The sequence below is a fragment of the Streptomyces sp. NPDC001093 genome, assembly GCF_040298985.1.
GTDB lineage: Bacteria > Actinomycetota > Actinomycetes > Streptomycetales > Streptomycetaceae > Streptomyces.
On sequence record NZ_JBEPBF010000001.1, the window covers coordinates 54,561 to 79,355 of the forward strand.

General features: G+C 72.1%; 21 protein-coding genes, 1 tRNA gene, 1 other RNA gene and 3 pseudogenes. 10 read left to right on the forward strand and 16 right to left on the reverse strand.

The features are described 5' to 3' along the window. Positions 1-68: 68 nt before the first annotated feature. From ABT288_RS00295 to ffs, 4 genes are all read right to left on the reverse strand, one after another. Entirely contained in the window at positions 69-2,039 is a 1,971-nt protein-coding gene (locus tag ABT288_RS00295; protein ID WP_351600724.1) for a hypothetical protein, read from the reverse strand. 262 nt (positions 2,040-2,301) lie between these two features. Continuing rightward, complete coding sequence (purD, locus tag ABT288_RS00300; RefSeq protein WP_351600727.1) at positions 2,302-3,588, reverse strand: phosphoribosylamine--glycine ligase; 1,287 nt, start codon at positions 3,586-3,588, stop codon at positions 2,302-2,304. 164 nt (positions 3,589-3,752) lie between these two features. Further along, the gene (locus ABT288_RS00305) at positions 3,753-6,173 is read right to left on the reverse strand and encodes a DNA polymerase III subunit gamma and tau (protein WP_351600730.1); all 2,421 of its coding nucleotides are present in this window, start codon (positions 6,171-6,173) and stop codon (positions 3,753-3,755) included. 69 nt (positions 6,174-6,242) lie between these two features. Next, an RNA gene (gene ffs / locus ABT288_RS00310) (signal recognition particle sRNA small type) lies at positions 6,243-6,339 on the reverse strand. 97 nt (positions 6,340-6,436) lie between these two features. On the opposite strand from ffs, the gene ABT288_RS00315 reads away from it, so the two are divergent. Continuing rightward, positions 6,437-6,521 (forward strand) — tRNA-Ser (locus tag ABT288_RS00315). Between the two features lie 168 nt (positions 6,522-6,689). Then, entirely contained in the window at positions 6,690-9,020 is a 2,331-nt protein-coding gene (locus tag ABT288_RS00320) for an RICIN domain-containing protein (RefSeq protein ID WP_351601182.1), read from the forward strand. Between the two features lie 401 nt (positions 9,021-9,421). Here ABT288_RS00320 and ABT288_RS00325 read toward each other — a convergent pair whose 3' ends face one another. The 5 genes from ABT288_RS00325 to ABT288_RS00345 all read right to left on the reverse strand — a co-directional run bounded on the left by ABT288_RS00325 (position 9,422) and on the right by ABT288_RS00345 (position 14,382). After that, positions 9,422-11,866 carry a non-reducing end alpha-L-arabinofuranosidase family hydrolase gene (locus tag ABT288_RS00325; protein ID WP_351600733.1) on the reverse strand — a complete coding sequence of 815 codons (2,445 nt, stop codon included), beginning with the start codon at positions 11,864-11,866 and terminating at the stop codon, positions 9,422-9,424. Positions 11,867-12,031: 165 nt separating this feature from the next. Then, positions 12,032-12,817, reverse strand: coding sequence for a hypothetical protein (locus ABT288_RS00330; RefSeq protein ID WP_351600736.1), 786 nt, complete (start codon positions 12,815-12,817; stop codon positions 12,032-12,034). Beyond that, positions 12,814-13,344 carry a SigE family RNA polymerase sigma factor gene (locus ABT288_RS00335; protein WP_351600739.1) on the reverse strand — a complete coding sequence of 177 codons (531 nt, stop codon included), beginning with the start codon at positions 13,342-13,344 and terminating at the stop codon, positions 12,814-12,816. The genes ABT288_RS00330 and ABT288_RS00335 overlap by 4 nt, the downstream gene beginning before the upstream one ends. Before the next feature lie 143 nt (positions 13,345-13,487). Continuing rightward, positions 13,488-13,751, reverse strand: a complete 264-nt coding sequence (locus ABT288_RS00340; protein ID WP_351600741.1) for a hypothetical protein — start codon at positions 13,749-13,751, stop codon at positions 13,488-13,490. Positions 13,752-14,184: 433 nt separating this feature from the next. Next, a complete protein-coding gene (locus ABT288_RS00345) occupies positions 14,185-14,382 on the reverse strand; it encodes a hypothetical protein (protein WP_351601219.1) in 198 nt (65 codons plus the stop codon). Positions 14,383-14,431: 49 nt separating this feature from the next. Between ABT288_RS00345 and ABT288_RS00350 the strand changes: the two are divergent. After that, positions 14,432-14,593 (forward strand): annotated as a pseudogene (locus tag ABT288_RS00350) (hypothetical protein); the annotation flags it as partial. Here ABT288_RS00350 and ABT288_RS00355 read toward each other — a convergent pair. The 6 genes and pseudogenes from ABT288_RS00355 to ABT288_RS00380 form a co-directional block, all read right to left on the reverse strand. Next, positions 14,530-14,685, reverse strand: a complete 156-nt coding sequence (locus tag ABT288_RS00355) for a hypothetical protein (RefSeq protein WP_351601221.1) — start codon at positions 14,683-14,685, stop codon at positions 14,530-14,532. The pseudogene ABT288_RS00350 and the gene ABT288_RS00355 overlap by 64 nt on opposite strands. A gap of 335 nt (positions 14,686-15,020) precedes the next feature. Beyond that, complete coding sequence (locus tag ABT288_RS00360; RefSeq protein ID WP_351601185.1) at positions 15,021-16,724, reverse strand: copper resistance CopC/CopD family protein; 1,704 nt, start codon at positions 16,722-16,724, stop codon at positions 15,021-15,023. A 148-nt stretch (positions 16,725-16,872) separates the two neighbouring features. Beyond that, a complete protein-coding gene (locus ABT288_RS00365; RefSeq protein WP_351600743.1) occupies positions 16,873-17,676 on the reverse strand; it encodes an SDR family NAD(P)-dependent oxidoreductase in 804 nt (267 codons plus the stop codon). After that, the gene (locus ABT288_RS00370) at positions 17,673-18,146 is read right to left on the reverse strand and encodes a cupin domain-containing protein (RefSeq protein ID WP_351601187.1); all 474 of its coding nucleotides are present in this window, start codon (positions 18,144-18,146) and stop codon (positions 17,673-17,675) included. The genes ABT288_RS00365 and ABT288_RS00370 overlap by 4 nt, the downstream gene beginning before the upstream one ends. A gap of 2 nt (positions 18,147-18,148) precedes the next feature. Further along, a pseudogene (locus ABT288_RS00375) lies at positions 18,149-18,565 on the reverse strand (GNAT family N-acetyltransferase); the annotation flags it as partial. 32 nt (positions 18,566-18,597) lie between these two features. Continuing rightward, positions 18,598-19,920 (reverse strand): RNA-guided endonuclease InsQ/TnpB family protein, encoded by a 1,323-nt coding sequence (locus tag ABT288_RS00380; RefSeq protein ID WP_351600746.1) that lies wholly within the window; start codon positions 19,918-19,920, stop codon positions 18,598-18,600. 23 nt (positions 19,921-19,943) lie between these two features. On the opposite strand from ABT288_RS00380, the pseudogene tnpA reads away from it, so the two are divergent. The 7 genes and pseudogenes from tnpA to ABT288_RS00415 all read left to right on the forward strand — a co-directional run bounded on the left by tnpA (position 19,944) and on the right by ABT288_RS00415 (position 24,018). Continuing rightward, positions 19,944-20,371 (forward strand): annotated as a pseudogene (gene tnpA / locus ABT288_RS00385) (IS200/IS605 family transposase). 275 nt (positions 20,372-20,646) lie between these two features. Further along, positions 20,647-21,258, forward strand: a complete 612-nt coding sequence (locus ABT288_RS00390) for an HhH-GPD-type base excision DNA repair protein (protein ID WP_351600749.1) — start codon at positions 20,647-20,649, stop codon at positions 21,256-21,258. A 129-nt stretch (positions 21,259-21,387) separates the two neighbouring features. Further along, positions 21,388-22,056: an HdeD family acid-resistance protein gene (locus ABT288_RS00395; RefSeq protein WP_351600752.1), complete on the forward strand. Its 669-nt coding sequence runs from the start codon at positions 21,388-21,390 to the stop codon at positions 22,054-22,056. Between the two features lie 98 nt (positions 22,057-22,154). Then, complete coding sequence (locus ABT288_RS00400; RefSeq protein ID WP_351600755.1) at positions 22,155-22,475, forward strand: hypothetical protein; 321 nt, start codon at positions 22,155-22,157, stop codon at positions 22,473-22,475. A 72-nt stretch (positions 22,476-22,547) separates the two neighbouring features. Next, positions 22,548-22,673 (forward strand): hypothetical protein, encoded by a 126-nt coding sequence (locus tag ABT288_RS00405; protein WP_351600757.1) that lies wholly within the window; start codon positions 22,548-22,550, stop codon positions 22,671-22,673. A 303-nt stretch (positions 22,674-22,976) separates the two neighbouring features. Then, a complete protein-coding gene (locus ABT288_RS00410) occupies positions 22,977-23,273 on the forward strand; it encodes a type II toxin-antitoxin system VapB family antitoxin (protein ID WP_004943146.1) in 297 nt (98 codons plus the stop codon). A 106-nt stretch (positions 23,274-23,379) separates the two neighbouring features. Then, entirely contained in the window at positions 23,380-24,018 is a 639-nt protein-coding gene (locus ABT288_RS00415; RefSeq protein WP_351600760.1) for a LytR C-terminal domain-containing protein, read from the forward strand. Between the two features lie 40 nt (positions 24,019-24,058). On the opposite strand, the gene upp is transcribed toward ABT288_RS00415, so the two are convergent. Further along, positions 24,059-24,694: a uracil phosphoribosyltransferase gene (gene upp / locus ABT288_RS00420; RefSeq protein WP_351600762.1), complete on the reverse strand. Its 636-nt coding sequence runs from the start codon at positions 24,692-24,694 to the stop codon at positions 24,059-24,061. Between the last annotated feature and the right edge of the window lie 101 nt (positions 24,695-24,795).

The window sequence follows — 24,795 nt, forward strand, 5'->3', positions numbered from 1 at the left end:
GTCACTAGTCGTTGCGAATTGACCTGAAGTGGAAGACAGAGCTCCCGTTTGACGAGCCGTAAGGGCTCCTAAACGAGCCGTACGGGCTTCTCCGGGCGTATCCCGGACGCGGCCAGCCAGTCCCGCAGCGGGCCCGGGTCTCCCTCCTCGATGAGGCTGAGAACCTTCGGTGTCAGGTCGGCGGCGCGCTCGCCGCCCAGCAGCAGGGAGGGGCCGTCCAGCCAGTCCAGGGCGGGCACCGCGCCGGCGGTGTCGACGGCCGCGCAGCACACCATCGCCGTGACGTGATCGGTGAGCAGGTCGCGGGCGGTGCGCGGGGGCTGCAGCGGGAAGAGCGGCAGGCCGCCGTCGTCCCACAGGGCGCTCTCCGGGGTCCCGCCGGTGGCGGCCGCACCGGACCTCGGCGCGGCGGCCTCCTCACGGGCCAGCGCGGCGCTCAGGCCTGCGGCGAGGGCGGCGCTGCGTTCCGTGCCGGGGTCCTCTGCGCCGGGGCCCGCCTCGGCTTCGCGGGCCACCTCGGCTTCGCGGGTCGCCTGCGGCGCCTCGACGGTGCGGGATGCGTCCGCCTCGGCTCCGCCCTCGGCGTCCGGGCTCCCCTCCGCACCACTCGTGCGGGTCTCGTCGCCGGGTGCGGGCGGCACGTGTGGGGCGTCCTCGCCGTCGGCGGCCCGCGGTGTGGAGGGGCCTGCAGGGTCGCGCTCGTAGTCGGCGGGTGGACGGGTGTCCTCGGGGGATCTCTGTATCGCCGCCTCCGTGGGGCGCTCGGTGAGGTGGTGCAGGACTCGGGCCAGGGTGGGGCCGCCGGGGTCGGGGGCCGCGGGGTCGGGGGCGGGGCGGACGCCGAGGGAGTCCAGGACGCGGTGCAGGCGGGCCGCGTCGGCGCGCCAGGTGCGGTCCACGACCTCCTCCGGATACGCCTGCCAGTCCACCGGCGCCCAGTCCGGCCCGGACTCCGCGGGGCCGCCGTGGAAGAGGCGGGCGGCGAGGAGGGACGCGGCCTCGTCGACGACGCCCGGCTCCTCCAGCAGGTCGCACGCGGGCCGCTCGCCGAGCCGGGAGGTGAAACCCTCGGCCAGGCGGTCGCGCCGGGACAGCTCGGTGAGCGCCGCCACCACGCCCGCGTCCAGCCGGGAGGGCCAGCGGCCCATGCGCCAGGCGGGCAGCGCGACCCTGGTCAGCAGCCGGTCCCAGCCGGCGTAGGCGAGGCCCACCTGCTCCTGGGCGACGATCCGCAGGCCGTAGTCGACGGCCTGCGCCCGCTCGGCCGCCGCCGCGGCGACCCCGCGCTCCATCTGCGTCGCGTGCTCCCGGCAGCCGCGCAGCAGCAGCCGGGCCACCCAGCCCAGGGCCGCGCACACGCCGCGTGTCACGGGGCAGCGGCCCGGTGTCGAGGCGACCGCGACCGCCGCGTCCAGGCCGCGCACAAAACGCCGTGCGGCGGCTATGTCGGGGTGCGCCGAGGGGCCCGTACCGGCGATGACCGGGGCGAGGACCGCGCGCAGCTCACCGACCCGCATCCACCACAGGAACGGCGAACCGATGACGAGCACCGGCGCGACGGGCGCGCGGCGGCGGCCCGGGCCCGCCAGCTCGTCCTCGCCGGAAGCGAGGCGCGGGGGCGGGCCGTTGGCCGAGTGCGTGCGGTCCTCCAGCCAGCTGTCGCAGTCCGGGGTGAGCGCTATGGCCGAGGGCGCCGGCACGTCCAGCCGGTCGGCGAGGTCGCGCACCATCCGGTACAGGTCCGGGGCGGACTCCTCCGGGACCGGCACCGTCGGGCTGACGGCGGGGCGGGCCCGGGCCACGACCAGGGCGATACCGGCGGCGGCCAGCAGCACCAGCACGGCGAGCACGCCCACGACCCAGCGGGCCGTGTCCCAGCCCCGGCCGACGAAGTGGCCGGTGGAGCCGCCGGTCAGCAGGATCACCGCGGCGGCCGCGGGCAGCAGGGCCACGGCCAGCGCCCGGCCCCGGACCCGCAGTACGGCGAGGGCCCGGGAGCGCGCGGCCTGCGCGCCCGCCTCCGCACCGATTCCGGTCACGTCCCGCCCTCACCCCCTCGCTGCCGATGCCGTGCTGTCCTGTTGGTGCTCACTCCCCCACTGTGGCACCCGCCACTGACATCGCAATGCCGGTGAGCCAAGTGCCGGAACCTTGCGCGGAACCCTAGTTGGGGCCCCGGCCCCCGTCAGCCATATGGACGATTGCTCACTCGATGGAATGGCTTTGGTCAGAGGTGGGCGACAGACAGCAAGGATCAGGCCCCGGATCGGGGATCCGGGGCCTGCGTCGGGAGGGGACGGATCAGGCGGTGGGCGCCTGACCTGCCCGGGCCGCCTGCTCGGCCCGGGCCGCCTTCGCGGCGATGTCGGTGCGGTGCTGGGAGCCGTCCAGACGGACCCGGCCCACCGCCCTGTACGCCCGCTCGCGCGCCTCGGTCAGGTCCTTGCCTGCGGCGGTGACGGACAGCACCCGTCCGCCCGCGCTGACGACGGCGTCGCCGTCCCGCCTGGTCCCGGCGTGCAGCACGTACGCGTGCGGGGCGTCCTCGGCGGCCACCTCGTCCAGACCGGTGATCGGGTCACCGGTGCGGGGGGTGGCGGGGTAGTTGTGCGAGGCGACGACGACCGTGACGGCCGCGTCCTCGCTCCAGCGCAGGGGCGGCAGGTCGGCGAGGTTGCCGGTGGCGGCGGCCATCAGGAGGCCGGCCAGCGGGGTCTTCAGCCTGGCCAGCACGACCTGGGTCTCGGGGTCGCCGAACCGGGCGTTGAACTCGATCACCCGGACACCGCGGCTCGTGATCGCCAGGCCCGCGTAGAGCAGACCGGAGAAGGGGGTGCCGCGGCGGTGCAGCTCGTCCACGGTCGGCTGCAGCACCGACTCCAGGACCTCGTCGACCAGCTTCGGCTCGGCCCAGGGCAGCGGCGAGTACGCGCCCATGCCGCCGGTGTTCGGGCCCTCGTCGCCGTCCAGGGCGCGCTTGAAGTCCTGGGCGGGCTGGAGCGGTACGACCGTCTCCCCGTCGGTGATCGCGAAGAGGGACACCTCGGGGCCGTCGAGGAACTCCTCGATGACCACGCGGTCACAGGCGGCGGCGTGGGCCTTGGCGGCCTCCAGGTCGTCGGTGACGACCACGCCCTTGCCGGCGGCGAGGCCGTCGTCCTTGACGACGTAGGGGGCGCCGAAGGCGTCGAGGGCCTCGGCGACCTCCTCGGCCGTCGTGCACACGTAGGAGCGGGCGGTCGGCACCGCGGCCGCCGCCATGACGTCCTTGGCGAAGGCCTTGGAGCCCTCCAGCTGCGCGGCCTCCTTGGACGGGCCGAACACCGGGATGCCCGCCGCGCGGACGGCGTCGGCCACACCGGCGACCAGCGGCGCCTCCGGGCCGACGACGACCAGGTCGGCACCGAGGCCGGCGGCCAGCTCGGCGACCGCCTTGCCGTCGAGCGCGTCGACCGCGTGCAGCTCGGCGACCTCGGCGATGCCGGCGTTGCCGGGGGCGCAGTGCAGCGCGGTGACGTCGGGGTCGAGGGACAGGGAACGGCACAGGGCGTGTTCGCGGGCGCCGCCGCCGATGACGAGGACCTTCACGGGGGTCAGCCTAATGGCAAGGTTGCCGAAGGTCGGGGCGCGGGTTTGTTGGGGTTTCCTCCAAAGGGGGCCCGGGAAAGCCCGGTCGGACGCCTGCGAAACCCTGCTCGGGCACCCCTGAGAACGCCCTGCGTGCCCTGCCTACCCTGCATGCCCTGCTCGCGTTACTCGTTCGAGAACTCCTCCACCACCGTCGCGCCCAGCTCCCGCACGATCAGTTCGTGGCCGGAGAGAGCCGACTCGTCCAGGTCCGGGTCGTCGTCCTCGGGGATGTCGTCCTCGGGGGCGACGGGGGGCGGCGGCTCGGGCGCGGCGGCGTGCTGGGGGGCGGGGGCGGACGCGGCAGGTCCGCCCTCGGGGCCTGACTGCGGCGTCGCGGGCGTCTGCGGAGCGGGCTGAGGAGCCGCGGGACGGGGTGCGGCCGGGGCGCCGTAGCCACCGCCGCCTCCCGCGGGGGCGCCGCCGTAACCGCCTCCGCCGCCGAAGCCCGAGCCCCCCGCGGACGGGGGTGCGGAGCCGCCGCCGGACGGGTCGACGACCGCCTCGATCTTCCACTGCACGTTGAACTGCTCGGCCAGCGCCGCCCGCAGCACGTCCTCGCTGCCGCTGCCCGCGAAGTTGTCACGGGCACCGGCGTTGACGAAGCCGAGCTGGAGGGTGGTGCCGTCGAAGCCGGCCACCTGCGCGTTCTGGCTGAGCAGGATCCAGGTGAAGCGGCGGCGGTTCTTGACGGCCTCCAGGATGTTCGGCCAGAGCATGCGGGGGTCGAGGCCACCGGCGGGGGCGGCCGCGGGCGCCGCCGGAGCCGCGGGGGATGCCGGGGGCTGCTGCTGGGCCGGGGCACGGCCGGGGCCCGGAGCCTGCCCCTGGGGCGCGCCGCCCGCCGGTGCCGCTGCCGTGGGCCAGCCACCGGGGCGCCGGCCGCTTCCGGCGGCTGCGGCGCTGGGCCAGGCACCGGGAGCGGCGGGGGCCTGCGCGGAAGGACCGGCCGGGGCGGCGGCACCAGGGGCGCCGGAAGGCGGCACCTGGGCCTGGCCGGAAGGCGCGGGGGCCGTCGGAGCGGCCGGGGTGGCCGGTGCGACCGGAGCGGCGGCTGCCGGAGTCGGTACGGGGGCCGTCGGAGCTGCGGGGGCCGTGGGCGCGGGGGCGGCAGGAGCCGGACCGCCGACACCGGGGCCACCGGCACCAGGACCACCCACGCCCGGACCGCCACCGGAACCCGGACCGCCACCGGCGCCAGGACCACCGGCACCCGGCGCGCTGGAGGCTCGTACGGCCGCACGGGCCGCCGCCGGGCCGCCGCCGGTCGGTACGGAGGCGGCGGCGGGCGGCATGGGGGCGGCGGCAGGTGGCATGGGGGCGCCGCCGTGGGCCTCCGGCCCGGGGACGTAGCCCATCGCGGGCGCGCCGGAGCCGCCCGCGAAGTGGACACCGCGCTCGAGACGGTCGAGGCGGGCCATCACGGACCGCTCGTCTCCATAGGCGGCCGGGAGCAGCACGCGCGCGCAGATCAGTTCCAGCTGGAGGCGGGGCGAGGTGGCGCCGCGCATCTCCGTCAGGCCGGTGTTGACGAGGTCGGCGGCGCGGCTCAGCTCGGCGGCGCCGAAGGTGGCGGCCTGGGCCTGCATGCGTTCCAGGACGTCGGTCGGGGCGTCGAAGAGCCCCTTCTCCACGGCGTCCGGGACGGCGGCGAGGATCACCAGGTCCCGGAGCCGCTCCAGCAGGTCGGCGACGAAGCGGCGCGGGTCGTTGCCGCCCTCGATGACACGGTCGACGACCTCGAAGGCGGCGGCCCCGTCACCGGTGGTGAAGGCCTCGACGACGGAGTCGAGAAGGGAGCCGTCGGTGTAGCCGAGGAGGGAGGTGGCCATGGCATACGTCACACCCTCCGCACCGGCACCGGCGAGGAGCTGGTCCATGACGGACATGGAGTCACGCACGGAGCCTGCGCCGGCGCGGACGACGAGGGGCAGCACGCCCTCCTCGACCGGGATGTTCTCCTTCCGGCACACCTCGGCGAGGTAGTCCCGCAGGGTGCCGGGGGGCACGAGCCGGAAGGGGTAGTGATGGGTGCGCGACCGGATCGTGCCGATGACCTTCTCGGGCTCGGTGGTCGCGAAGATGAACTTGAGGTGCTCCGGCGGCTCCTCGACGACCTTCAGCAGCGCGTTGAAACCGGCCGACGTGACCATGTGGGCCTCGTCGATGATGTAGATCTTGTACCGGCTGCTCGCGGGGCCGAAGAACGCCTTCTCGCGCAGCTCACGGGCGTCGTCCACACCACCGTGAGAGGCCGCGTCGATCTCGATGACGTCGATCGAGCCGGGGCCGTTCCTGGCGAGGTCCTGGCACGACTGGCATGTGCCGCACGGGGTCGGAGTGGGACCTTGCTCACAGTTCAGACAGCGGGCGAGGATCCGCGCGCTGGTCGTCTTGCCGCAGCCGCGCGGACCGCTGAACAGGTACGCGTGATTGACCCGGTTGTTCCGCAGCGCCTGCTGCAGCGGGTCGGTGACATGCTCCTGCCCGATGACCTCGGCAAAGGTCTCCGGGCGATAGCGGCGGTACAGCGCGAGAGACGACACGCATACGAGGTTATAGGCGCCCACTGACAACCGGTCCCGGCCGCCGACCCCGGCCCCGGACCCCGGGAACGCAAGGGCCCCCCACGCACCCGCCAGAGCCGACCTACCCTTGCTGCCTTCCGGCCCTGGGGGAGTTCAGTCAGATAGCGCCGCGTGAGGGGCTGTGCCCAACAGTACCCGATCGCGGCCTGCGCGCCGCAACCGACGGAGGCCTGCGGGAACGAGTTCGCGAGCACTCCCCTCGGTCATGTAATGTTTCCGGCGGAGGATTCGCCTAGAGGCCTAGGGCGCACGCTTGGAAAGCGTGTTGGGGGCAACCCCTCACGAGTTCGAATCTCGTATCCTCCGCAGCCGCCCACCTGGGCAGACGAAGGCTCCGACCGGATCACGGTCGGAGCCTTCGTCGTTCCGTGGTTGCAGTTTTGGTTGCAGTTCCCGGCCACCCCTCGTCGAGGAGGGCAGGCACTGGCAGTGAGCCGGCCCTCGATCGCTGCGCGCCCGCCGGCCGGCTCGGGAGTGATCAGCAGTTGTGAACCCACGACCGCAGGAGCAGCCTGGACGCACGATCGCGGATCGCGTGCAGACCCCTCGACTTCACAGGGATACCCGGACGGCACGGTCCGCTTCCTGGAAACGCCGGCCGGTCCGCCTCTGGGCCTGGGCGGCATGCCCTTCGAGGCCGCCGAGTTCCACGTCCCCGAAAACAGCGTCCTGGCCCTGCACACGGACGGACTGATCGAATCCCAGGTCCGCGACTTGGACGACGCCTGCGAGCTGCTACGCCCTGGGCTCGCCGAACCCGACCGCCCACTGGAGGAGACCTGCGGCCATCAGGCGTTCGCCACCGCCGGCGTCAGCCGTGCCGCGCTCCGCAGCGAACAGGAAGCGGTCAACGCGAAAAAATCTGTGGCTCTTCGCGGCAACCTTTTCGGCCTCTCGGACCACTCGGTGTTGTCCGGCCATGTGGTCGGTCAGATGCAACGGCTGAAAGAGAGCACAGGCATGTCCCTGGAACGAGAGCACAGACATGTCCCCGGCCCACCCACGTCATCGGTGGCATCCCGCGTCGGCGGCCACCGTGCCGACGGCGGCGCCCGCGGTGGTCGCCCGAAGCATCGTGGCCGTCGGTTGCTCGCGCGTCGGGGTTTCTGGGCGGGCCTCGTCATGGTGGTCGTGGCCGGCTCGGCTGTCGTGGTCAGCCAGGCTTCGGCGCAGCAGACCCTGGATCTGAAGAAGTGGTACGTGCTGGTCAACCGCAACAGCGGCAAGGTGCTGGACGACCGCGCCTTCGCCACGAACGACGGCGCGGCGGTGGTGCAGTGGGCGCGCCACGGCGAGGCCAACCAGCAGTGGCGGCTCATCGACGCGGGTGACGGGTACTACCGGCTGCAGAACCGGAACTCCGGCAAGGTGCTGGACGACCTCGGCTGGTCGAAGACCGCCGGCTCCGCCATCGTGCAGTGGAAGGACCTGAACGGCACCAACCAGCAGTTCAAGCTGGCCAAGTCGCCGGGCGGCTATGTGCGTTTGGTCAATCGCTTCAGTGGCATGGCCGTCGAGGTCCACAACGCCGCCAAGGCCGACGGGGGCGACGTCGTCCAGGATCGCGACCGGGGCGGCGCCGATCAGCAGTGGCAACTCGTCCCGGCCGGGAGTGTCGGCAGCGCCGGTACGCCCACCGCGCCGGGCGGCAGCGTTCCCACCAGCCAGGCTCCGAGCGGCTCGCACCCGTCGTCGCCGTCGTCTCCCGAGGCTGGTGGCGGCAGCTCGACGACACGTTTCATGGGCAGTAGCACGGTGCTCATCGGCGGCTCGATGTCCGACGCCTCGGCGGCCGCCGCGCCGTTCGACGTGCGGTACGCCTATGTGCACAGCCAGCCCGCGCCTTCATCGGACTACTACTCGGCAGCGCGCTGCCAGGACGGGTGGTCGAACTGGTGGGGCTGCTGGAACGGCAGCACCACGGCGCCCGGCACTTACGTGACCTGGCGGGACTCCGTGGCGGCCCACGCGACGTACAAGGGCAGCCCGCGCCCGCAGAAGATGCTCTGGACGTGGTACTCGTTGCGCGACCTCGGAGATGCGGCAGGCCAGGGCGACGGTCCGGGCGAGGTCCAGGCCATCAACCGGCTTGACCTGCTCACCCGGTACCTGAACGACTACCGTTTCTTCCTCCAGAAGATCGGCACGTCGCGCGACATGATCGACCTTGAGCCCGACTTCTGGGGCTACGTCCGGTCGCTCGGCGATCCGCACAAGGTTGCCGCACAGGTCTCGGCCGCCAACCCGACCGATTGCGGATCCCAGGAGAACAGCGCCGCCGGACTCTCCCGCTGCCTGATATCGATGGCGCACAAGTACGCGCCGAACACCGCCGTGGGGATGCACCTTTCGTGCTTCGACTGGCAGACCAACACACAGGCATGCGTCAAGGACTACGCAAGCCTCGGGGCACAGAACGCCGACCTCCTGGTCACCGACGTGTCGGACCGCGACGCAGGCTGGTACGCACAGCCGGCCCACGGCGGCAGTGACCACTTCTGGACCGACCAGAAGGCCGCCGCCGCGCTGCAGTTCTACAAGACGATGGCCGAGTCCGTGGGCAAGCCGGTGGTCCTGTGGCAGATCCCCGTGGGCAACATGGCGCAGAACAACACCCTCAACCATTACAAGGACGACAAGGTGGACTGGTTCTTCGGGCACATGGACCAGGTCGCGAACGCCCATGTCGCCGGGCTGCTGTTCGGTCCGGGGCAACAGGAACAGACAACGGTCGAGTCCGACGGCGGAAACCTGATCAGCAAGACCATCGCCTACCACAACTCAGGTGGCACAGCGCTCAAGTAGGCGAAGGCACGAATGCGCCCCCATCTCCCCGATGGGGGCGCGTTTTTGTCATCTTCGCCGGGCTGAGGACTTCTCGGCCGGCGTCGGCCATGCCGCCGTCGGTGCGGGCGTCGATCGAGGCGGCCTTGGCGAAGGGGATGATGGTGCTGACAGGTGACGGCGCAACGCCGAACCGGGACGTCGGCGCCCACGCCGCGCAGGATCAGGAGCACACCCATCTGCCGGACAAGGCCCGCCGGGCCTCCGCCTGGTCCCCAAACGATGGGAACCCCAGCCGACGTACGGCTGGGGTTCCTCGATGCGGTGGGTGTCGGTCAGCGGGTGGAGGTGCCCGCGCCGTAGACCGCTCGTCTACGTGCCGGTGCACCGCACCCGGTCGCGGTCACCGTGGATCAGGCAGGTCAGCGCTGCAGGGTGAGGACACCCGGCCGCCACGGCAGTCGGTCGTAAGGGCCGGTCGCGGCGGGGGACTTGCCCTGGTAGAGGAACTGCAGGTTGCAGGGGTCGACGGTCATGGTCTGGTCGGGGTTGGTGCGGACCAGGTCGCCGTGGCTGATGTCGTTGGTCCAGGTGGCGCCGCTGTTGGCCTTGCCGGCGAAGGGGTTGCTCTCGCCGGCGGCCTGCGGGGTCCAGGAACCGCTCAGGCTGGTGGCGGTGAAGGAGCGGAAGTAGCGCTGCTCGTTCGCACCCCGCGCCTCGACGATCATGAGGTACTGGTTCTGGTCCTTGACCTTGTAGACCTGCGGCGCCTCGAACAGGTTCATCGTCGTGTCGCTCATGACCGTCGTGTAGGACGAGCCGAAGTTGCCCGGGAAGTTCCCGATCGGCATGCTCGCCCGGTAGATCTTGCCGTTGTCACCGGCGAAGAACAGGTACATGTTCTGGTCGTCGGCGATCAGGGTCTGGTCGATCGGGCCGGTGGGGGATTCAGTCTTGGGGATGCTGCCGGTGAACAGCGGCTGTGGCGCGGACCAGCCGTTGGGGTCGGTGGGGTCGCTGGACGTGCGGTAGACGAAGGGCGACGCGCCCCACTGGGACGCCAGCACCCAGATCTTCTTGGGCGCGAAGTAGAACAGCGTGGGCGCCACCGCGGACTGGCTCATCCCTGCCTGGCCGGCCGACGCCATGTCCGACCAGTTCGTGAAGGGCCTGAACATCATCGAGCCGTACGACGATCCCGACACGCTCGACGCGTAGACCAGGTGCTTGCCGTTGTACACCACGTCGGTGAAGTCCTTCACCGCGTCCCACCCGTTCGCCGGCTGCGCCAGCGCACCCGTCGACGTCCACCGGTACGTCGACGGAAGAGCACACGCGCCGCCCGTCGGCGCGGGCGTTGACGGGGTCGACGGCCTGATGTTCCAGTGCTGGTTGGCGCCGCCGGCCGAGTCCCAGACCTGGACGGGGGTGCCGTTGGCCGTCCGGCCGCCGGGGATCTCCAGCGCGCGGCCGCTGGCGACGTTGGTCAGCGTGTAGGAGCCGTCGTCGTTCTGGTGGGCCCGCCAGTGCTGGTTGGCGCCGCCGTTCGGGTCCCAGACCTGCATCCTCGTGCCGTTGCCCGTCTGGTTGCCGGGCTCGTCCAGTGCCCGGCCGCTGGCGACGTTGGTGAACGTGTAGGAGCCGTCGCTGTTGCGGCCGGCCCGCCACTGCTGGTTGGAGGCGCCGGCGGCGTCCCACACCTGGAGCGGGGTGCCGTTGCCGTTGTATCCCGCGGGCTCGTCGAGAACGCGTCCGGCGGCCACGTCGGAGAGCGTGTAGACGGTGCCGGAGGTGATGCCCCCGCCCGGCGTGCCGCCGCTGCTGCCGCCCAGGGCGGTGAGTACCGCGTTGTAGGCGGGTTTCTTGTTGCCGCCGGCGTCGAACAGCAGCGGGTTCTCACCGGTGCGCCAGGAGTCGCTGTCGCGGATGCCCCACACCGTGATGCCCGTGCAGCGGGCGACGTTCATGCACGCCTGGACGGCGCCTGCGTACGCCGTCGGCGACGCCTGGGCGATGTCGAGCTCGGTGATCTGGACGTCCACGCCGAGCGCGGCGAACTTGGACAGGGTGGTCTGGAAGCTGGCCGGCGGGCCGCCGGCGCCGAAGTGGCTCTGGAAGCCGACGCAGTCGATCGGTACACCGCGCGACTTGAAGTCCTTGACCATGTTGTAGACGCCCTGCGTCTTGGCGTCGGTCCAGTTCTCGATGTTGTAGTCGTTGTAGCAGAGCTTGGCGGAGGGGTCGGCGTTCCGGGCGGTGCGGAAGGCTTCCTCGATGAAGCCGTTGCCGAGTACGTCCTGGAAGACCGAGCTGCGGTGCTGACCGCTGCCGCCGTCGGCGAACGCCTCGTTGACCACGTCCCAGGCGTAGATCTTGCCCTTGTAGTGGCTCATCTCGGTCGTGATGTGGTTGTCCATCACGCTGCGCAGGGTGTTGGCGTCGGTGATGGATCTGACCCAGCCGGGCAGTTGCGAGTGCCACACCAGGGTGTGGCCGCGCATCCGCTGCCCGTGCGCGGAGGCGTGGCCGACGATCGAGTCGGCCGGGCCGAAGTTGAAGGTGCCGCGGGACGGTTCGGTGGTGTCCCACTTCATCTCGTTCTCCGGGGTGATCATGTTGAATTCCCGGTCGAGAATGGCGGAGTACGTCGAGTCGCCGAGCCTGCCCGAGGACACCGCCGTACCGAAGTAGCGGCCGCTGCCGGCCGCTGCACCGGCCAGGGTCGGCGTGCGGGCATCCGGCGTGCGTGCGGCCTGGGCGACCAGGGGTACGGCAGCACCCGCGGCGGCGAGGACCACGGCGGCGGCGAGCACCCGGCGGGTAGCCGGACGGCGGCGATGAGAGCGGTTCTGATCTGACAACGGCATGTCCTTCTGGCACAACGGGCCTTGATCCGGCCCCGGTTACCCGCCAGTTGCCGCCACGCACACAAAGGTTGCCGCGACCGAGGGAAGAATTTTCACGGCCGCCGTCACCATCCCCACCACGTTCCACGGCGACCCGCCGGCCACCATGGAGGCCGCCTACGGCCTTCACCGGGTCGGGACGAACCCTCCCCGGACCGACGCGGAGCCGCCCGAGCCCTGCGCGTCGACGCGGTAGCCGTCGCCCGCGGCACTGCGCACGCCGGTGCCGTTGTTGAACTGGGCGGCGAACTCATAGCTCCCGGCGGGCACGGTCAGGCCCGGCTTGAGGACCCAGCGGTAGACCAGCGTGCCGCCGGCCTCCTGGGTGGTGACGGTGAAGTCAGCACTCGGCAGGGTCTGCCAGGTGCCGGTGATCTTCACCCCGCCGGTCTGCACGATCCGCATCTCGACCGTGAGCGTGGTGAGCGGCCGGGTCGTCTTGAGGGCGAGGTTGCTCTGCGTCCAGTAGACGCTGCTGTGCGGGTCCACCGAGCCGGCCGACCACAGCGGCCCGTCCTGGCTCTCGCCGGCGGACGGTGATGGACTGGTGGCCGACGGAGTCGGGCGCGCGCTGCTGGGGGTGGTGGCCGGGGCCGGCGCGACAGGGGTGGGGCGGGCCGATGTCGGGTGCGGGGAGCCGGCGGTCGGGGACGGGGTGGCAGGCGTGGTCACGGTGGCCGACGGCGACGAGTGCGCGACGATGGCGGCGACGGCGAGGCCGCCGGTCGCCAGGATGCCGGTGGCGGCGAGCCCGGCGAGCGCGACCCTGGTCCCGGACCTCGCGAACGGCCGCGCGCGGTGACGGACGGCGGGGCCGGCCATGCCGCGTTGCACCCGGGCCAGCATCCTCGCACGGTCGGGCCGGTGGGCCTCGGCGGCCTCGCGCAGCCGACGGGCGATCTCCTCGTTCACCGGTTCCTCCTCCCTGCCACCAGGTCCCCGACCGCTCGCGCGCCCAGTATCCTTTCCAGCTCGGCCATTCCCTTCGAGGTCTGGCTCTTCACCGTACCGACCGATATGCCCAGCGCTGCCGCCGTGTCCTTCTCCGACAGGTCGAAGGCGTGCCGCAGCACCACGCAGGCGCGCTTGCGGAACGGCAGCCGGGCGAGCGCCGCGCGGACGTCCAGCACGGCCGCCATGTCCGGCCCGTCCACCTTCTCGGGGCTGCGGGACCAGAACAGCGTGATCCGGAGTCGCTCGCGCACCGCGCTGCGGATCCGTCCGCGCGCCAGGTTGGCCACCACACCGCGGGCGTAGGCGAGCGGGTGGTCGGCCTGCCGGAACCGGTCCCAGCGCTGCCACAGGGCGACCAGGGCATCCGCCGCGAGGTCGTCCGCCGCGTCACTCTCGCCGGTCAGCAGGTGTGCTAGACGGGCGAGTTCGGCATAGTGGCGTTCGAAGAATTCGTGGAACTCCGCGGACGCGTCATCGAGGACCATCCCCCGGTCGCCCTCTCCTGGCAATGACGTGCGCGTTGGTTGCGCGTTGAACAATAGGGGCGGCAGCCTAACAGGGCCCAGCCCGGGATTCGAACAGCGGTCGTGCTCGGTCACGGGCCGGTGAAGGCTGACCGGCGGGCTGGTCAATGCCGGGCGAACTGGACGCCGGTCGGCTGCACCGTCGCACCCGCACCCCCGCCCGCCGCCGACCCGGCACCGGACAGGGCGGCCGCCCGCGCGCCTGCGGCGGACTCGTCGGCTGCCCGCCCGGCACGGGTTCCGCTCCCGGGGAGAACGGTCAGAGCCAGGCACGCCAGCACACCGACGACCATCAGCCCCAAGGGAATGCCCGTGCCCAGTCCGCGCCTGCGCCACGACTGCGGCGCGGCATGCTTCGTTGCCCTCATGCCCGTCCATCCGGTAGTTCGACTCGGCCTTCCGGCTCCCAGTTGCCGCAGGAGACGAGAAGGTTGCCGCCACGACACCGATTTCCCGGCGACCGGTGCACCGCACGAAAGGGATCCGAAGAACATCGGACACGGCGGCCGTCCCGGCCTGCCGTTCGGCGGCATCGGCGAAAGCGGCCACCCGCACCCCACGCCGCAACCGTGCCTGACAGGTGGATGGTTGTCCGGCACCGCGTTCCGCCGGAACGATCCATTCTGTGAGCCCTTGATCCATCTCATGTCAGGACGCTGCATTGCCCTTACCGAATGCATGTACGACTGGCTCCACTGGCCCCAGCAGAAGGAGGCAGAGGCGTGGTATCAGGCCATGGCTCGCACGGCTGGATTCTCCGTGACCGCCTTGTCGCAGGCGGCCGCCGGAAAACGGCTGCCGTCACTCGCCGTCCTCCAGGGGTACGTGCGTGCCTGCGGGGGCGACGCCGCGGAGTGGGAGGCGCGCTGGAAGGAGACGGAGGCGGCCGCCGCGGGAGCGGTGCGCCTTTGCGCCGTCCTTCGTGTCGGTGATCGACACCAGCAGCAACACCGTCACCGCCACCGTCCCCGCCGGGGTCGACACGAGCGGCCTGGCCATCCCCCCGGACGGCACCCACGTCTACGTGCCCGACGCCGGCTCGAACGACGTGTCGGTGATCGACACCAGCAGCAACACCGTCACCGCCACCGTCCCCGCCGGGGTCGACACGAGCGGCCTGGCCATCCCCCCGGACGGCACGCGCGCCTACGTTCCCAACACCGCATCGGCCACGGGCACCGTCTCGGTGATCGACACCAGCACGAACACCGTCACTGCAACCGCCACCGTCGGCCCAGCCGGCGTGGGCCCGAGAGGCGTGGCTATCACCGCCGCCAAGCGGCCCTCCTTGACGATCGCCAAGAGCCACACGGGGAACTTCGCCGTAGGAAGACTCGGTACCTACACCATCACCGTGGGCAACAACGGCTCCGGCTCCACCGACGGCACCGCAGTCACCGTCCACGACACGCTTCCGCGAGGATCGATGCGTGCTCGCTGTCATCGCACGCCGGCAGAAGGGGCAGGTCACCGTCTTTACCTCGCACGTGGACGACCTCGAGAAGCTCCTCCCGGACACCGTCGTCGTCAAGAAGGTATGACCCGGCGCCCTGGTCTCGGCTCTGGTCTCATTCGTACCCGCCCAGCACCGTCCACCGCCCTCCCCATGCCCTTCCCGGTGCTTCCGGCCCGCCCGTCTACCGCGTCACCCGCACCGGCGCCGACACCGTCACCTGGTCCAGTTCCGAGACGCGGATCGTCGCCTTCATCGTCCAGGTGCCGGGGAGGAGAAGGTCGAGGGAGTCGGTGGACCAGTAGCCGCCGCGGTCGGTGAGGCGGGTGTCGAGGGGGCCCAGGTGCCGGGCGGGGAGGGTGAGGGTGACGCGGAGTTCGGGGACCGTGGACAGGCCGCCGTCGGGGCCGTAGACCACCGCCTGCACGGAGGTGCGGCCGACGCGGCCCGGGTCCAGGGTGATCTGGACCTTGCCGTGGCCGCCGGGGGTGCCTACGTCGAAGGGGATCGTGGTGACGGAGGCCGTCGGGATGCCGTCGGCCGGGTTTCCGCTCGCCGCCGCCTCCTCGGCCGCGCGGCCGGGCACCGTGCTGGTCAGCAGGGTCGTCAGGGCCAGGACCACCGCGGCGACGGCCGCTTCCGCCAGCACCGAGCGGCGCAGGACGGGGAAGGGCGGGGGCGGGGGCGGGGGCGGCGTCGGGGGTTCCGGGGGAAGCGGGGGGCCCGTGGCCGGTTCGGGGACGCGGGCGGCGGCGACGCGGGGTTCCCGGGTCAGGCGGGTCGTCCAGGTGCGGGAGCAGGCCGCCGCCAGCAGGAGCGCGATGACCGCCGCCAGTTTGGCCAGCAGGGTACGGCCGTACGTCGTGTCCGTGAGCGCCTGCCAGGAGCCGAGGCCCCGCCAGGACTGGTAGACGCCGGTCAGGACGAGGGCCGTCACCGAGGCGGAGGCCAGGCGGGAGAAGCGGGCCAGGGTGGTGAGGGAGGTGCGGGGCAGCGTGCGCAGGAGGGCCGCCAGGCCGCCCAGCCAGGTCCCCATGGCCAGCAGGTGGAGCGTGGCGGCGGTGATGGCCAGGGGGACCTGGATGCCCGCCGAGGCGTGTTCGGCCGCCGTCCAGGTCAGGGCCAGGGGGAGGGAGAGCGCTCCGGCCACGGCGAGCGTCGTACGGCGCGGGAGCCTTCTGCGGCGGGCCCGCAGGAGCGCCATGCCGGCGCCGGCCAGGAGCAGCAGCGTCAGGCGGGTGAGCAGGAGGGCGCCGGGGCGGGTCGTGGCCGTCTGGGTGAGGGAGCTCACGGAGAGCGTGGGCGGGGTGCCCTCCTCGTAGGGGGTGCGCAGGAGGTAGAGGGCGGCTGTCGTGGCCAGGAGGGTCCAGGCGGCGGCCAGCACCGGGGTGCGCAGCGGGGCCGCCGTCGGCGGGCGGCAGTACGCCACGAACGCCGCCGCGCCGAGCAGGAGGGCCAGGGAGAGGTAGGCGAGGTAGCGGGCGATGTTGTACAGGGCCGCCGTGACGGGGTTCTCGGCGTCGTCGGGGGCCGGGCTCGCGGTCGTCGCCGTGCGGGTGCCGACGGAGAAGGTGAGCGCGCCGGAGACCGGGTGGCTGTCCGCGGACACCACCCGCCAGGCGACCGTGTAGGTGCCGGTGGCGAGCTGGGCGGGGAGGGAGACGCGGGCCGTGTCCGGGCGGCCGGGGGCGTGCTCGGCGGGACCCGTGGTCAGCCGGTGGCCCGCGGGGTCGTAGACGCGGAAGGAGTCGGTGAGCAGGCCGACCGACTCGCTGAAGGTCAGGGTGACGTGCCGGGGGGCCGTGCGCAGGAGGCCGCCGTCGGCGGGATCGGTGGTGCGCAGGGCCGCATGGGCGGACGCGGGGGCCGCCGTGACCAACAGCAGCATGAAGAGGCCCGCGCAGAGCAGGCCGAGCCGTCGTGGCCATCGGCGCCGGTCGCCCAGCAGCACTCGTGCCCTCCCTCGCCGCCTGTCCTCCGTATGAGTACGCGCAGAGCGGCCGGAACGCTCACCGCGCGGGCGATCGGCCGCAGTGCTACCAGGTCGGCCGGGCCGAGACACCGCCGTCCACGGTCAGGTCGTGGCCGGTGATCCAGCTCGCGAGGGGTGAGGCCAGGAACACGCAGGCGTCGGCCACGTCCTCGGGGCGGCCCAGCCGGCCGGTGGGGACGGCGGCCAGCCAGCGGCGTACGCCGTCCGGCCAGGCCTCCGCCAGGCCCTCCCGGTCGATCAGGCCGGGCGAGACGGCGTTGACGCGGATGCCGTCGGGCCCGTACTCCAGGGCCGCCGCGCGGGCGTGCATGACCACCGCCGCCTTGGCCGCGCTGTAGTGGGCGTGCCCCGGAGCGGGACGGGCGGCCTCGATGGAGGCGATGTGGGTGACGGTGCCGCCGCCGTGTGCGCGCATATGGGCGGCGGCGGCCTGGGTGCAGGCGAAGACGCTGGTCAGGTCGGTGTCGACGACCGTGCGCCACGCGGCCGCCGTCATGCCGGGCAGGGGCTGGACGGGCTGGACGGCCGCGTTGTTGACGACGGCGGTGAGCCGGCCGCCGGACCAGTCCGTGACCTCCCGGACCAGGCGGTGGCAGGCGTCCTCGTCCCTCAGGTCCGCCTGGAGCACGACGGCCTCGCCGCCCGACTCACCGATCCTGGCCGCCACTTCCCCGGCCGCGTCCACCGCCGTACGGCAGTGGACGGCCACCGCCGCGCCCTCCTCGGCGAAGCGCAGCGCGATGGCGCGGCCGATGCCGCCGCCCGCGCCGGTCACCAGGGCGGTCTGTCCGGCGAGCAGGTTCCGCGAGGCCGGCTGGTGCCGCGGGTTCGGCGGGTTCCCGTTCATGGGCGGCACAGTTGCGTGATCCGGGCCGCCTCGGCCGGATAACGCGCCGTCAGGTCGGCCGGGTTCCCGTGTTCGTAGTCCGCGTAGGTGAATCCGGGCGCCATCGTGCAGCCGAAGAGCGTCCACGCGCCGCCCGGCGCCACCCGCGCGCCCATCCAGGTGCGGGCCGGCACGGTCAGCTGGAGGTGCTGGCCGGTCAGCGGGGCGGGGCCGAGGACGGCGGTGCGGGTGCTGCCGTCGGGAGCGAGCAGGAGCAGGTCGAGCGGGTCGCCGAGGTAGAAGTGCCAGATCTCGTCGGTGGGCAGGCGGTGCAGGGCGCAGAAGTCGTCCGCGGTGAGCAGGACGACGATGGCGGACCCCGCCGGCCGGCCGTCTGGGCGCTCCGGCCCCTCCCAGGTACGCCGGAACAGTCCGCCCTCTCGGGGGAGGGGTTCGAGGCCGTAGTGGGCGATCAGATCGTCCGGCGTCATGGTCACCCCGGGAAGGCTACCGCGCGCTCCAGGAAGGCGAGTTGGGCGCGCTTCTCCGGCAGGTACACATCGGGGAGGTCCACCTCGGGCAGGACGACCGCCGGGCCGCGCACGAAGCCCTGGCGTTCGAAGCGGGCGATCGCCCTGGTGTTGCGTACGTCCGGGTCGGCCACGAGCCGGCGCCGGTCCAGGGCCCGCAGCGCGTACGTCGTCATCACGGTCAGCAGCGCCGAAGTCCAGCCGGGGCGTGGGTCGTCGGGGTCGGCCGGGCCGAGGAGGACGTGGACGCCCAGGTCGCCGGGGCGGACGGCGTAGCACTCGCCGACCCGGTCGGCGGCCGGCTCGTACGTCTGGAGCAGGGCCGCGGGTGCGCCGTCCCTGGTGACGAGGAGGTCGAGGCCGGCCATGTGGGCTTGAAGTGCTCTCCCGGCTGAAGCCGGGAGATTCCCTCCTACCTTGCGGTGGCGGGCTTGACGCTGCGGGGGCGCCTGACGACTGCCCTTCCGGCAGCCGGGACGAGCGCGTGGCCCATCCGGTACAGGTGCAAGACATTCCGTGCGGCGTTGTGGTCGGCGTTGTCGGACCAGCCGCAGCCTTCGTTCTTGCACACGAACACGGCCTGGCACTCCCGGCTGCCCGGCGTGGTGAAGCCGCACATCGAGCAGCGTTGGGAGGTGCCGGGGGCGGGAACCTTGTGCAGGGTGCCGCCGTGGCGGGCGGTCTTGTACGTCAGCATCGTCACAGCGCGCCCCCACGCCTCTTGGCTGATGGAGCGGTTGAGGCCGGACTTCTGGGCGACGTTCTTCCCCGGGTTCTCGACGGTGCCTCTGGCACTCTTGACCATGTTCGGAATGTCCAGTCTTTCCACCACGATCACGCCGTACGTGCGGGCGATGTGGGTGGTGATCTGGTGCTGCCAGTCACTCGCCCTGCGCTTGGCTGTCGCGCGGAGGCTTGCGATCTGGTCGTAGGTCCGCTTCAGCCGGTTGGAGGTTTTCTGGCCCGGCTTGCGGAAGCTCTTGCGGTGCGCGGCCCGCTTCTCCAGGCGGAGCAGCTTGGCCTTCTCGTCGGGGTTCAGCCACTTGTCCGGGTCGGCCGTGCCGTCCGGGAGGCGGGCGGGGCGACCGTGGTCCTGGTGGTTGCCGTCGGACAGGGCGAGCGGGATGTTGACTCCGGCGTCGATGCCGACCTCGGGGCCGGTGTGCGGCTCGGGCGCGGTGTCGAGGGTTTGGACGCGGAAGGCGATGTGCCAGCCGAGTGCGTCTTTGACCAGTCGGGCGCCGGTGATCTTGTTGTCGGTGTTTGCGTTCTTCCCGATGGAGAGGTCTTTGGTCCAGCGGAAGCGGACACGGCCGACCTTGGGGATGTTGACCATGCCCCAGCGGCGGTGTACGCGCTTGATCTGGAGGTCGCGGCCCTGCGGGACGTCCACGCTCATCGCCGTGCGGAAGCGGGCCTTGAAGTTCGGTGCTTCGGCCCGCCCCTCCCAGCAGTTCTTCCATGCCTGGAAGTACGTTTTGAGAACCGCCCGCGCGGCCTGGGCGGGAAGGGCCGCAAGCCAGTCGATGTCCTTGCGGGCCTGGCGGATCGCGGCGTCCGCCGAGGCAAGCGTGCGCTTGTCCTTCGGCAACATCGTCCACCAGTCGTGCAGGAGGTTCCACGTGGTACGGGCGGTGTGCGCCTGGGCATCGACGAGCCGGACCTGCGGAGCGGTCAGCGCTAGCCGGGCGCGATGCCCGAACTGCCGCTTCTCCCGCACACGTTCCGTTGCCAAGCGATCACAGCAGCATTTGGTTCATGTCGCCACGCTGGAATCCAAATCCCGATGTACGCACGGGCCGACATGTTGTGCACAACCTTCATGTCCACTTGGTGTTTGTCACCAAGTACCGGCGCAGGGCCATGACAGGCGAGATGCTGACGCGCTGCGAAGAGATCATGCGAGAGGTCTGCGAGGACTTCGAGGCTGAACTGAAGCAGTTCAACGGCGAAGAGGACCACGTCCACCTGCTCGTGCACTACCCGCCCAAAGTCCAGCTCTCCAAGCTGGTCAACTCCCTCAAGGGCGTCTCCTCCCGCTACCTGCGGCAGGAGTACGACGCTCACGTCCGCCGCTACCTGTGGGCGGCCGCTTCTGGTCCGGCTCCTACTTCGCCGGAAGCTGCGGCGGGGCGCCGCTGACCGCCGTTCGCCAGTACATCGAGAACCAGCAGCGCCCCGTGTGACGGCCGTCGTGAGCGCGGGTCAACAGCGCGGATCCGCGCTCACAGCCGAGGCCAGAGCAGCCCTGAGATGCGCTTCACCTCCGCCCTGAAGGGCGGAGCACTGCACAAGATCAAAGGTAGATGGGGATGCCCCAGGCGTCGCGGTACGTCTCGGTGGCCTCTTTAGGTTAGCCTTGCCTAATTTTCTTGGAAAGTGATCGTACGCGAGGCGCGTAAGGAAGGGCCTGCGGACCACCCCGGCTGCGCCGTGCGTGCCGCCGGGCGATCATCGAGGCATGGACGTCACGCTGCACCTCGCCCAGGACCCCGACGCCGACGCGCTGCTCGGGCGGTCCCCGCTCGCCGCACTCACCGGCATGCTGCTCGACCAGCAGGTCCCGATGGAGTGGGCGTTCAAGGGGCCCCGCACCATCGCCGACCGGCTCGGCGTCGCGCCCGCCGGGGATCTCGACGCGCACGACATCGCCGCGATGGACCCGGAGGCCTTCGCCGCGCTGCTCGCCGAGAAGCCGGCCGTGCACCGCTACCCGGGCTCGATGGCCAAGCGCGTCCAGCAGCTGTGCCAGTACCTCGTCGAGCACTACGACGGGGACGCCGAGGCGGTCTGGCGGGGCGTGCCGACCGGTTTGGAGCTGCTGAAGCGGCTGGAGGACCTGCCCGGGTTCGGCAAGCAGAAGGCCCAGATCTTCCTCGCGCTGCTCGGCAAGCAGCTCGGCGTCACACCCACGGGCTGGCGTGAGGCCGCGGGGGCGTACGGCGAGCGCGAGTCCTTCCGGTCGGTGGCCGACATCACCGGGCCCGAGTCGCTGGCCAAGGTCCGGGCGCACAAACAGGAGATGAAGGCGGCGGCCAAGGCGGCGAAGGCCTCCGGCAAGCCGGGCCGGTAGAACGCTTCACCCGACCGGCCTCTTCACCCACCGGCCTCTTCACCGACCGGCCTCTTCACCGGCCGGCCGCTTCACCCGACCGGCCTCTTCCTGGTGGCCGCCCCGCTTCCGCCGTTCGCAGCATGGACCATGACCGAGGCACCGAACAGCGGTCCGGAGTGGGGCCGTGAGTACGACGACCGGAACGTCCATGCCACCACGCCGCCGGGCGAACACCGTGAGCCCGAGCCGCCGTTCGAGGGCCCCCTGCACGCCCTGTCCCGGGCCGCCTGGCAGGTGGTCATGGTCACCGGGACCGCCTCACTGATCCTCGGCGTCCTGGTGCTCGTCTGGCCCAGCGCCTCCTTGGTCGCCGCCGGCGTCCTGTTCGGGATCTACCTCCTGATCAGCGGCATCTTCCAGCTGGTCGCCGCGTTCGGCACGCACCGGGCGACCTCGCTGCGCGTGCTGGCGTTCATCAGCGGCGCCCTGTCCATCCTGCTCGGCCTGTTCTGCTTCCGCGGGCCCATGCAGTCGATCCTGCTGCTCGCCCTGTGGATCGGCATCGGCTGGCTGATCCGGGGGATCACCCAGACCCTGGCCGCCCTGCACGACGCGCGGATGCCCGCCCGGGGCCGGCAGATCTTCCTCGGGGTGGTCACCTTCATCGCCGGGATCGTGCTCATCGACTCGCCGTTCCGGTCGGTCGCCGTGCTGACCCTGGTCGCCGGCATCTGGCTGGTCGCGGTGGGGATCGGGGAGATCGTCACCGCGTTCGGCATCCGGAGCCGCGCCGGGGCGGTCCCCCGCACGGTGTGAGCGGCGGCGTCAACCGCGGACTCCCGCCCGTACGCCGTGCGGGCGGATCTCGGGCCCGGCGTGCGTCACCCCCCGCCCGCCCCGGGGACACACCCGACGTGAGCAGGACCGCGAGCGTTCCCCGGAGCCGTACCTGGCTGCGGGTGCTCGTGCTGCTCCTCGCCCTGTGGGTGCCCGGCGCCCATGTGCAGGCCCAGGCGGCCCCCGCGCTGGGCGCGTCCGCCGAGACCTTCGAGCACGACGTCCTCGACATGCTCCTGCGGCCGCCCGCCCCGACCCTCCACCGGGCCGACGTACCCGAGCGCCCCGCACCCCTCCCCGACCCGGCGCCCGCCCGGCCGGCGGTGCGGCCCCGCGCCGGCACGCCCCGGGAGTCGTGCGCCGCGCCCCTGCTCCGCACCGTGGTCCTGCGCTGCTGACAGACCCGCGTCCCCGCGAGAGGCCCGTCAAGGGCTGGTCACAGGTCAGTCAGAAGCAAGGAGCAGACAGCCATGCCCATGGATCCCTACGCCGTCCTGCGCGCCCTGCTGCGCGCGGAGGCCCGGCGGGCGAGGACGCCCGAGCCGGAACGGAAGGAAGAACCGCAGCGGCCGCCCGAGAACCGGGACGACCGCTGAACCGGGCCCGGCGGGGGCGGGCCACCGCCTCCGCCGGGCCGTGCCGAAGGGGGAGCCGAAGGGAAGCCGAAGGGAAGCGGCTGCTCTTGGGGCCGCATACCGGTCCTCCGCCATCCGCATACCGGTCCTCCGCCATATGGAGGAAATCCGCCGTGTCGGACTCGGGTCCCCCGAAGAACTCCGCCATGCCCTGCGCCTGGAATCCCGATAGCGGCGCATATGCTCCATTTGCGGCATCTTTTCAGGTGCCCCACTCGGCCGCCATGGCTGCGCCCGGAAGGTCTTGACCGGTAGGCTTTCCGTGTGATCTTCAAGCGCATCGGAAACGGCCGGCCGTACCCCGACCACGGCCGGGAAAGCACCCGGCAGTGGGCGGACGTCGCGCCGCGCCCGGTCCGCCTCGATCAGCTCGTGACCACCAAGCAGCAGCTCGACCTCGAGACCCTGCTGGCGGAGGACTCGACGTTCTACGGCGACCTCTTCGCGCACGTCGTGAAGTGGCAGGGCGATCTCTACCTGGAAGACGGGCTGCACCGCGCGGTCCGCGCCGCCCTCCAGCAGCGCCAGGTGCTGCACGCACGCGTGCTCGAGCTCGACTGACCCGGCGCGACACGGCCACCGGCCCCTTGACCCTTTCGGGTTCCGCTGAGCGGCATCGACTGATCATCAGATAGGCAGCGCCGCCCAGGCGCACTACGCTGCGCCCATGAGCATGCTGACTCCCCCTGGCATGGGCGGCAAGTACCGGATCACGGGGGACAAATACCCTCGGATGCGCCCGCCGCGCCGACGCGCCAGGCTCGTGGCCGCCGTGGTGGCGTCCGTCGCCGTGCTCGGCCTGCTCGGCTGGGGCACCCTGCAGCTCATCGACGTCTTCACCGGCGGCACCAAGAAGAGCACGGCGTCGGGCCCGAAGACCGACTGCCGCCCCAAGGCCGACACGGCCGCCCAGGTGAAGTCCCTGCCGAAGCCGGCCCAGATCACCGTGAACGTCTACAACGCCACCGCGCGCACCGGGCTCGCCAAGTCCACCGCCGACGAGCTGAAGAAGCGCGGCTTCCGGATCGGCGCGGTGGGCAACGCGCCCGGCGCGTACGACAAGAAGGTCAAGAGCGCCGGGATGCTCCTCGGTCCCGCCGCCGCCCAGAACACCTCGCTGCCGGTGCTCGCCGCCCAGCTCACCGGCACCGAACAGCGCGCCGACAACCGCAAGGGCACCGACGTCGACCTCATCCTCGGCGACGCCTTCAAGGGCCTGGTGCAGCCTGCGGCGGCGGACCAGGCACTGACCAAGCTGACCGCGCCTGCCGCGACGTCGGCGCCTTCCACCAGGAAGGGGTGCTGACCCAAAGGGGCGATCGACCAGCACCCCCACGGGCGCAGAACTACTCAGCAGCCCCGTAAAGGCGATCCCCGGCGTCGCCCAGCCCCGGCACGATGTACCCGTGCTCATTGAGGTGGTCGTCCACGGCCGCCGTGACGACCGTCACCGGCGTCCCCGCCAGCTCCCGCTCCATCACCGCGACACCCTCGGGGGCGGCGAGGAGGACCACGGCGGTGACGTCGTCCGCACCGCGCTTGATCAGCTCCTGGATCGCCGCGACCAGCGTGCCGCCCGTGGCCAGCATCGGGTCCAGGACGTACACCTGGCGGCCCGAGAGGTCCTCCGGCATGCGCGAGGCGTAGGTGGAGGCCTGCAGCGTCTCCTCGTTGCGGATCATGCCCAGGAAGCCCACCTCGGCGGTCGGCAGCAGCCGCACCATGCCGTCCAGCATGCCGAGGCCGGCGCGCAGGATCGGCACGACCAGCGGGCGCGGGCGGGCGAGCTTGACGCCGGTGGTCTGCGCGACCGGCGTGCGGATGTCGACGGCCTCGGTGCGCACGTCCCGCGTGGCCTCGTAGGCGAGCAGGGTGACCAGTTCGTCGGCGAGCCGCCGGAAGGTCGCGGAGTCGGTGCGCTGGTCGCGCAGCGTGGTGAGCTTGTGGGCGACCAGGGGGTGGTCGACGACGTGGAGACGCATGCCCTAACGGTACCCGCGCCCGGGCCCCCGCCCGCCCCGGCGTACCCGCGACCGAGCCCCCCTTCCGGCCCTGGCGTCGAAGCGGCCGTACGAGGGAAAGT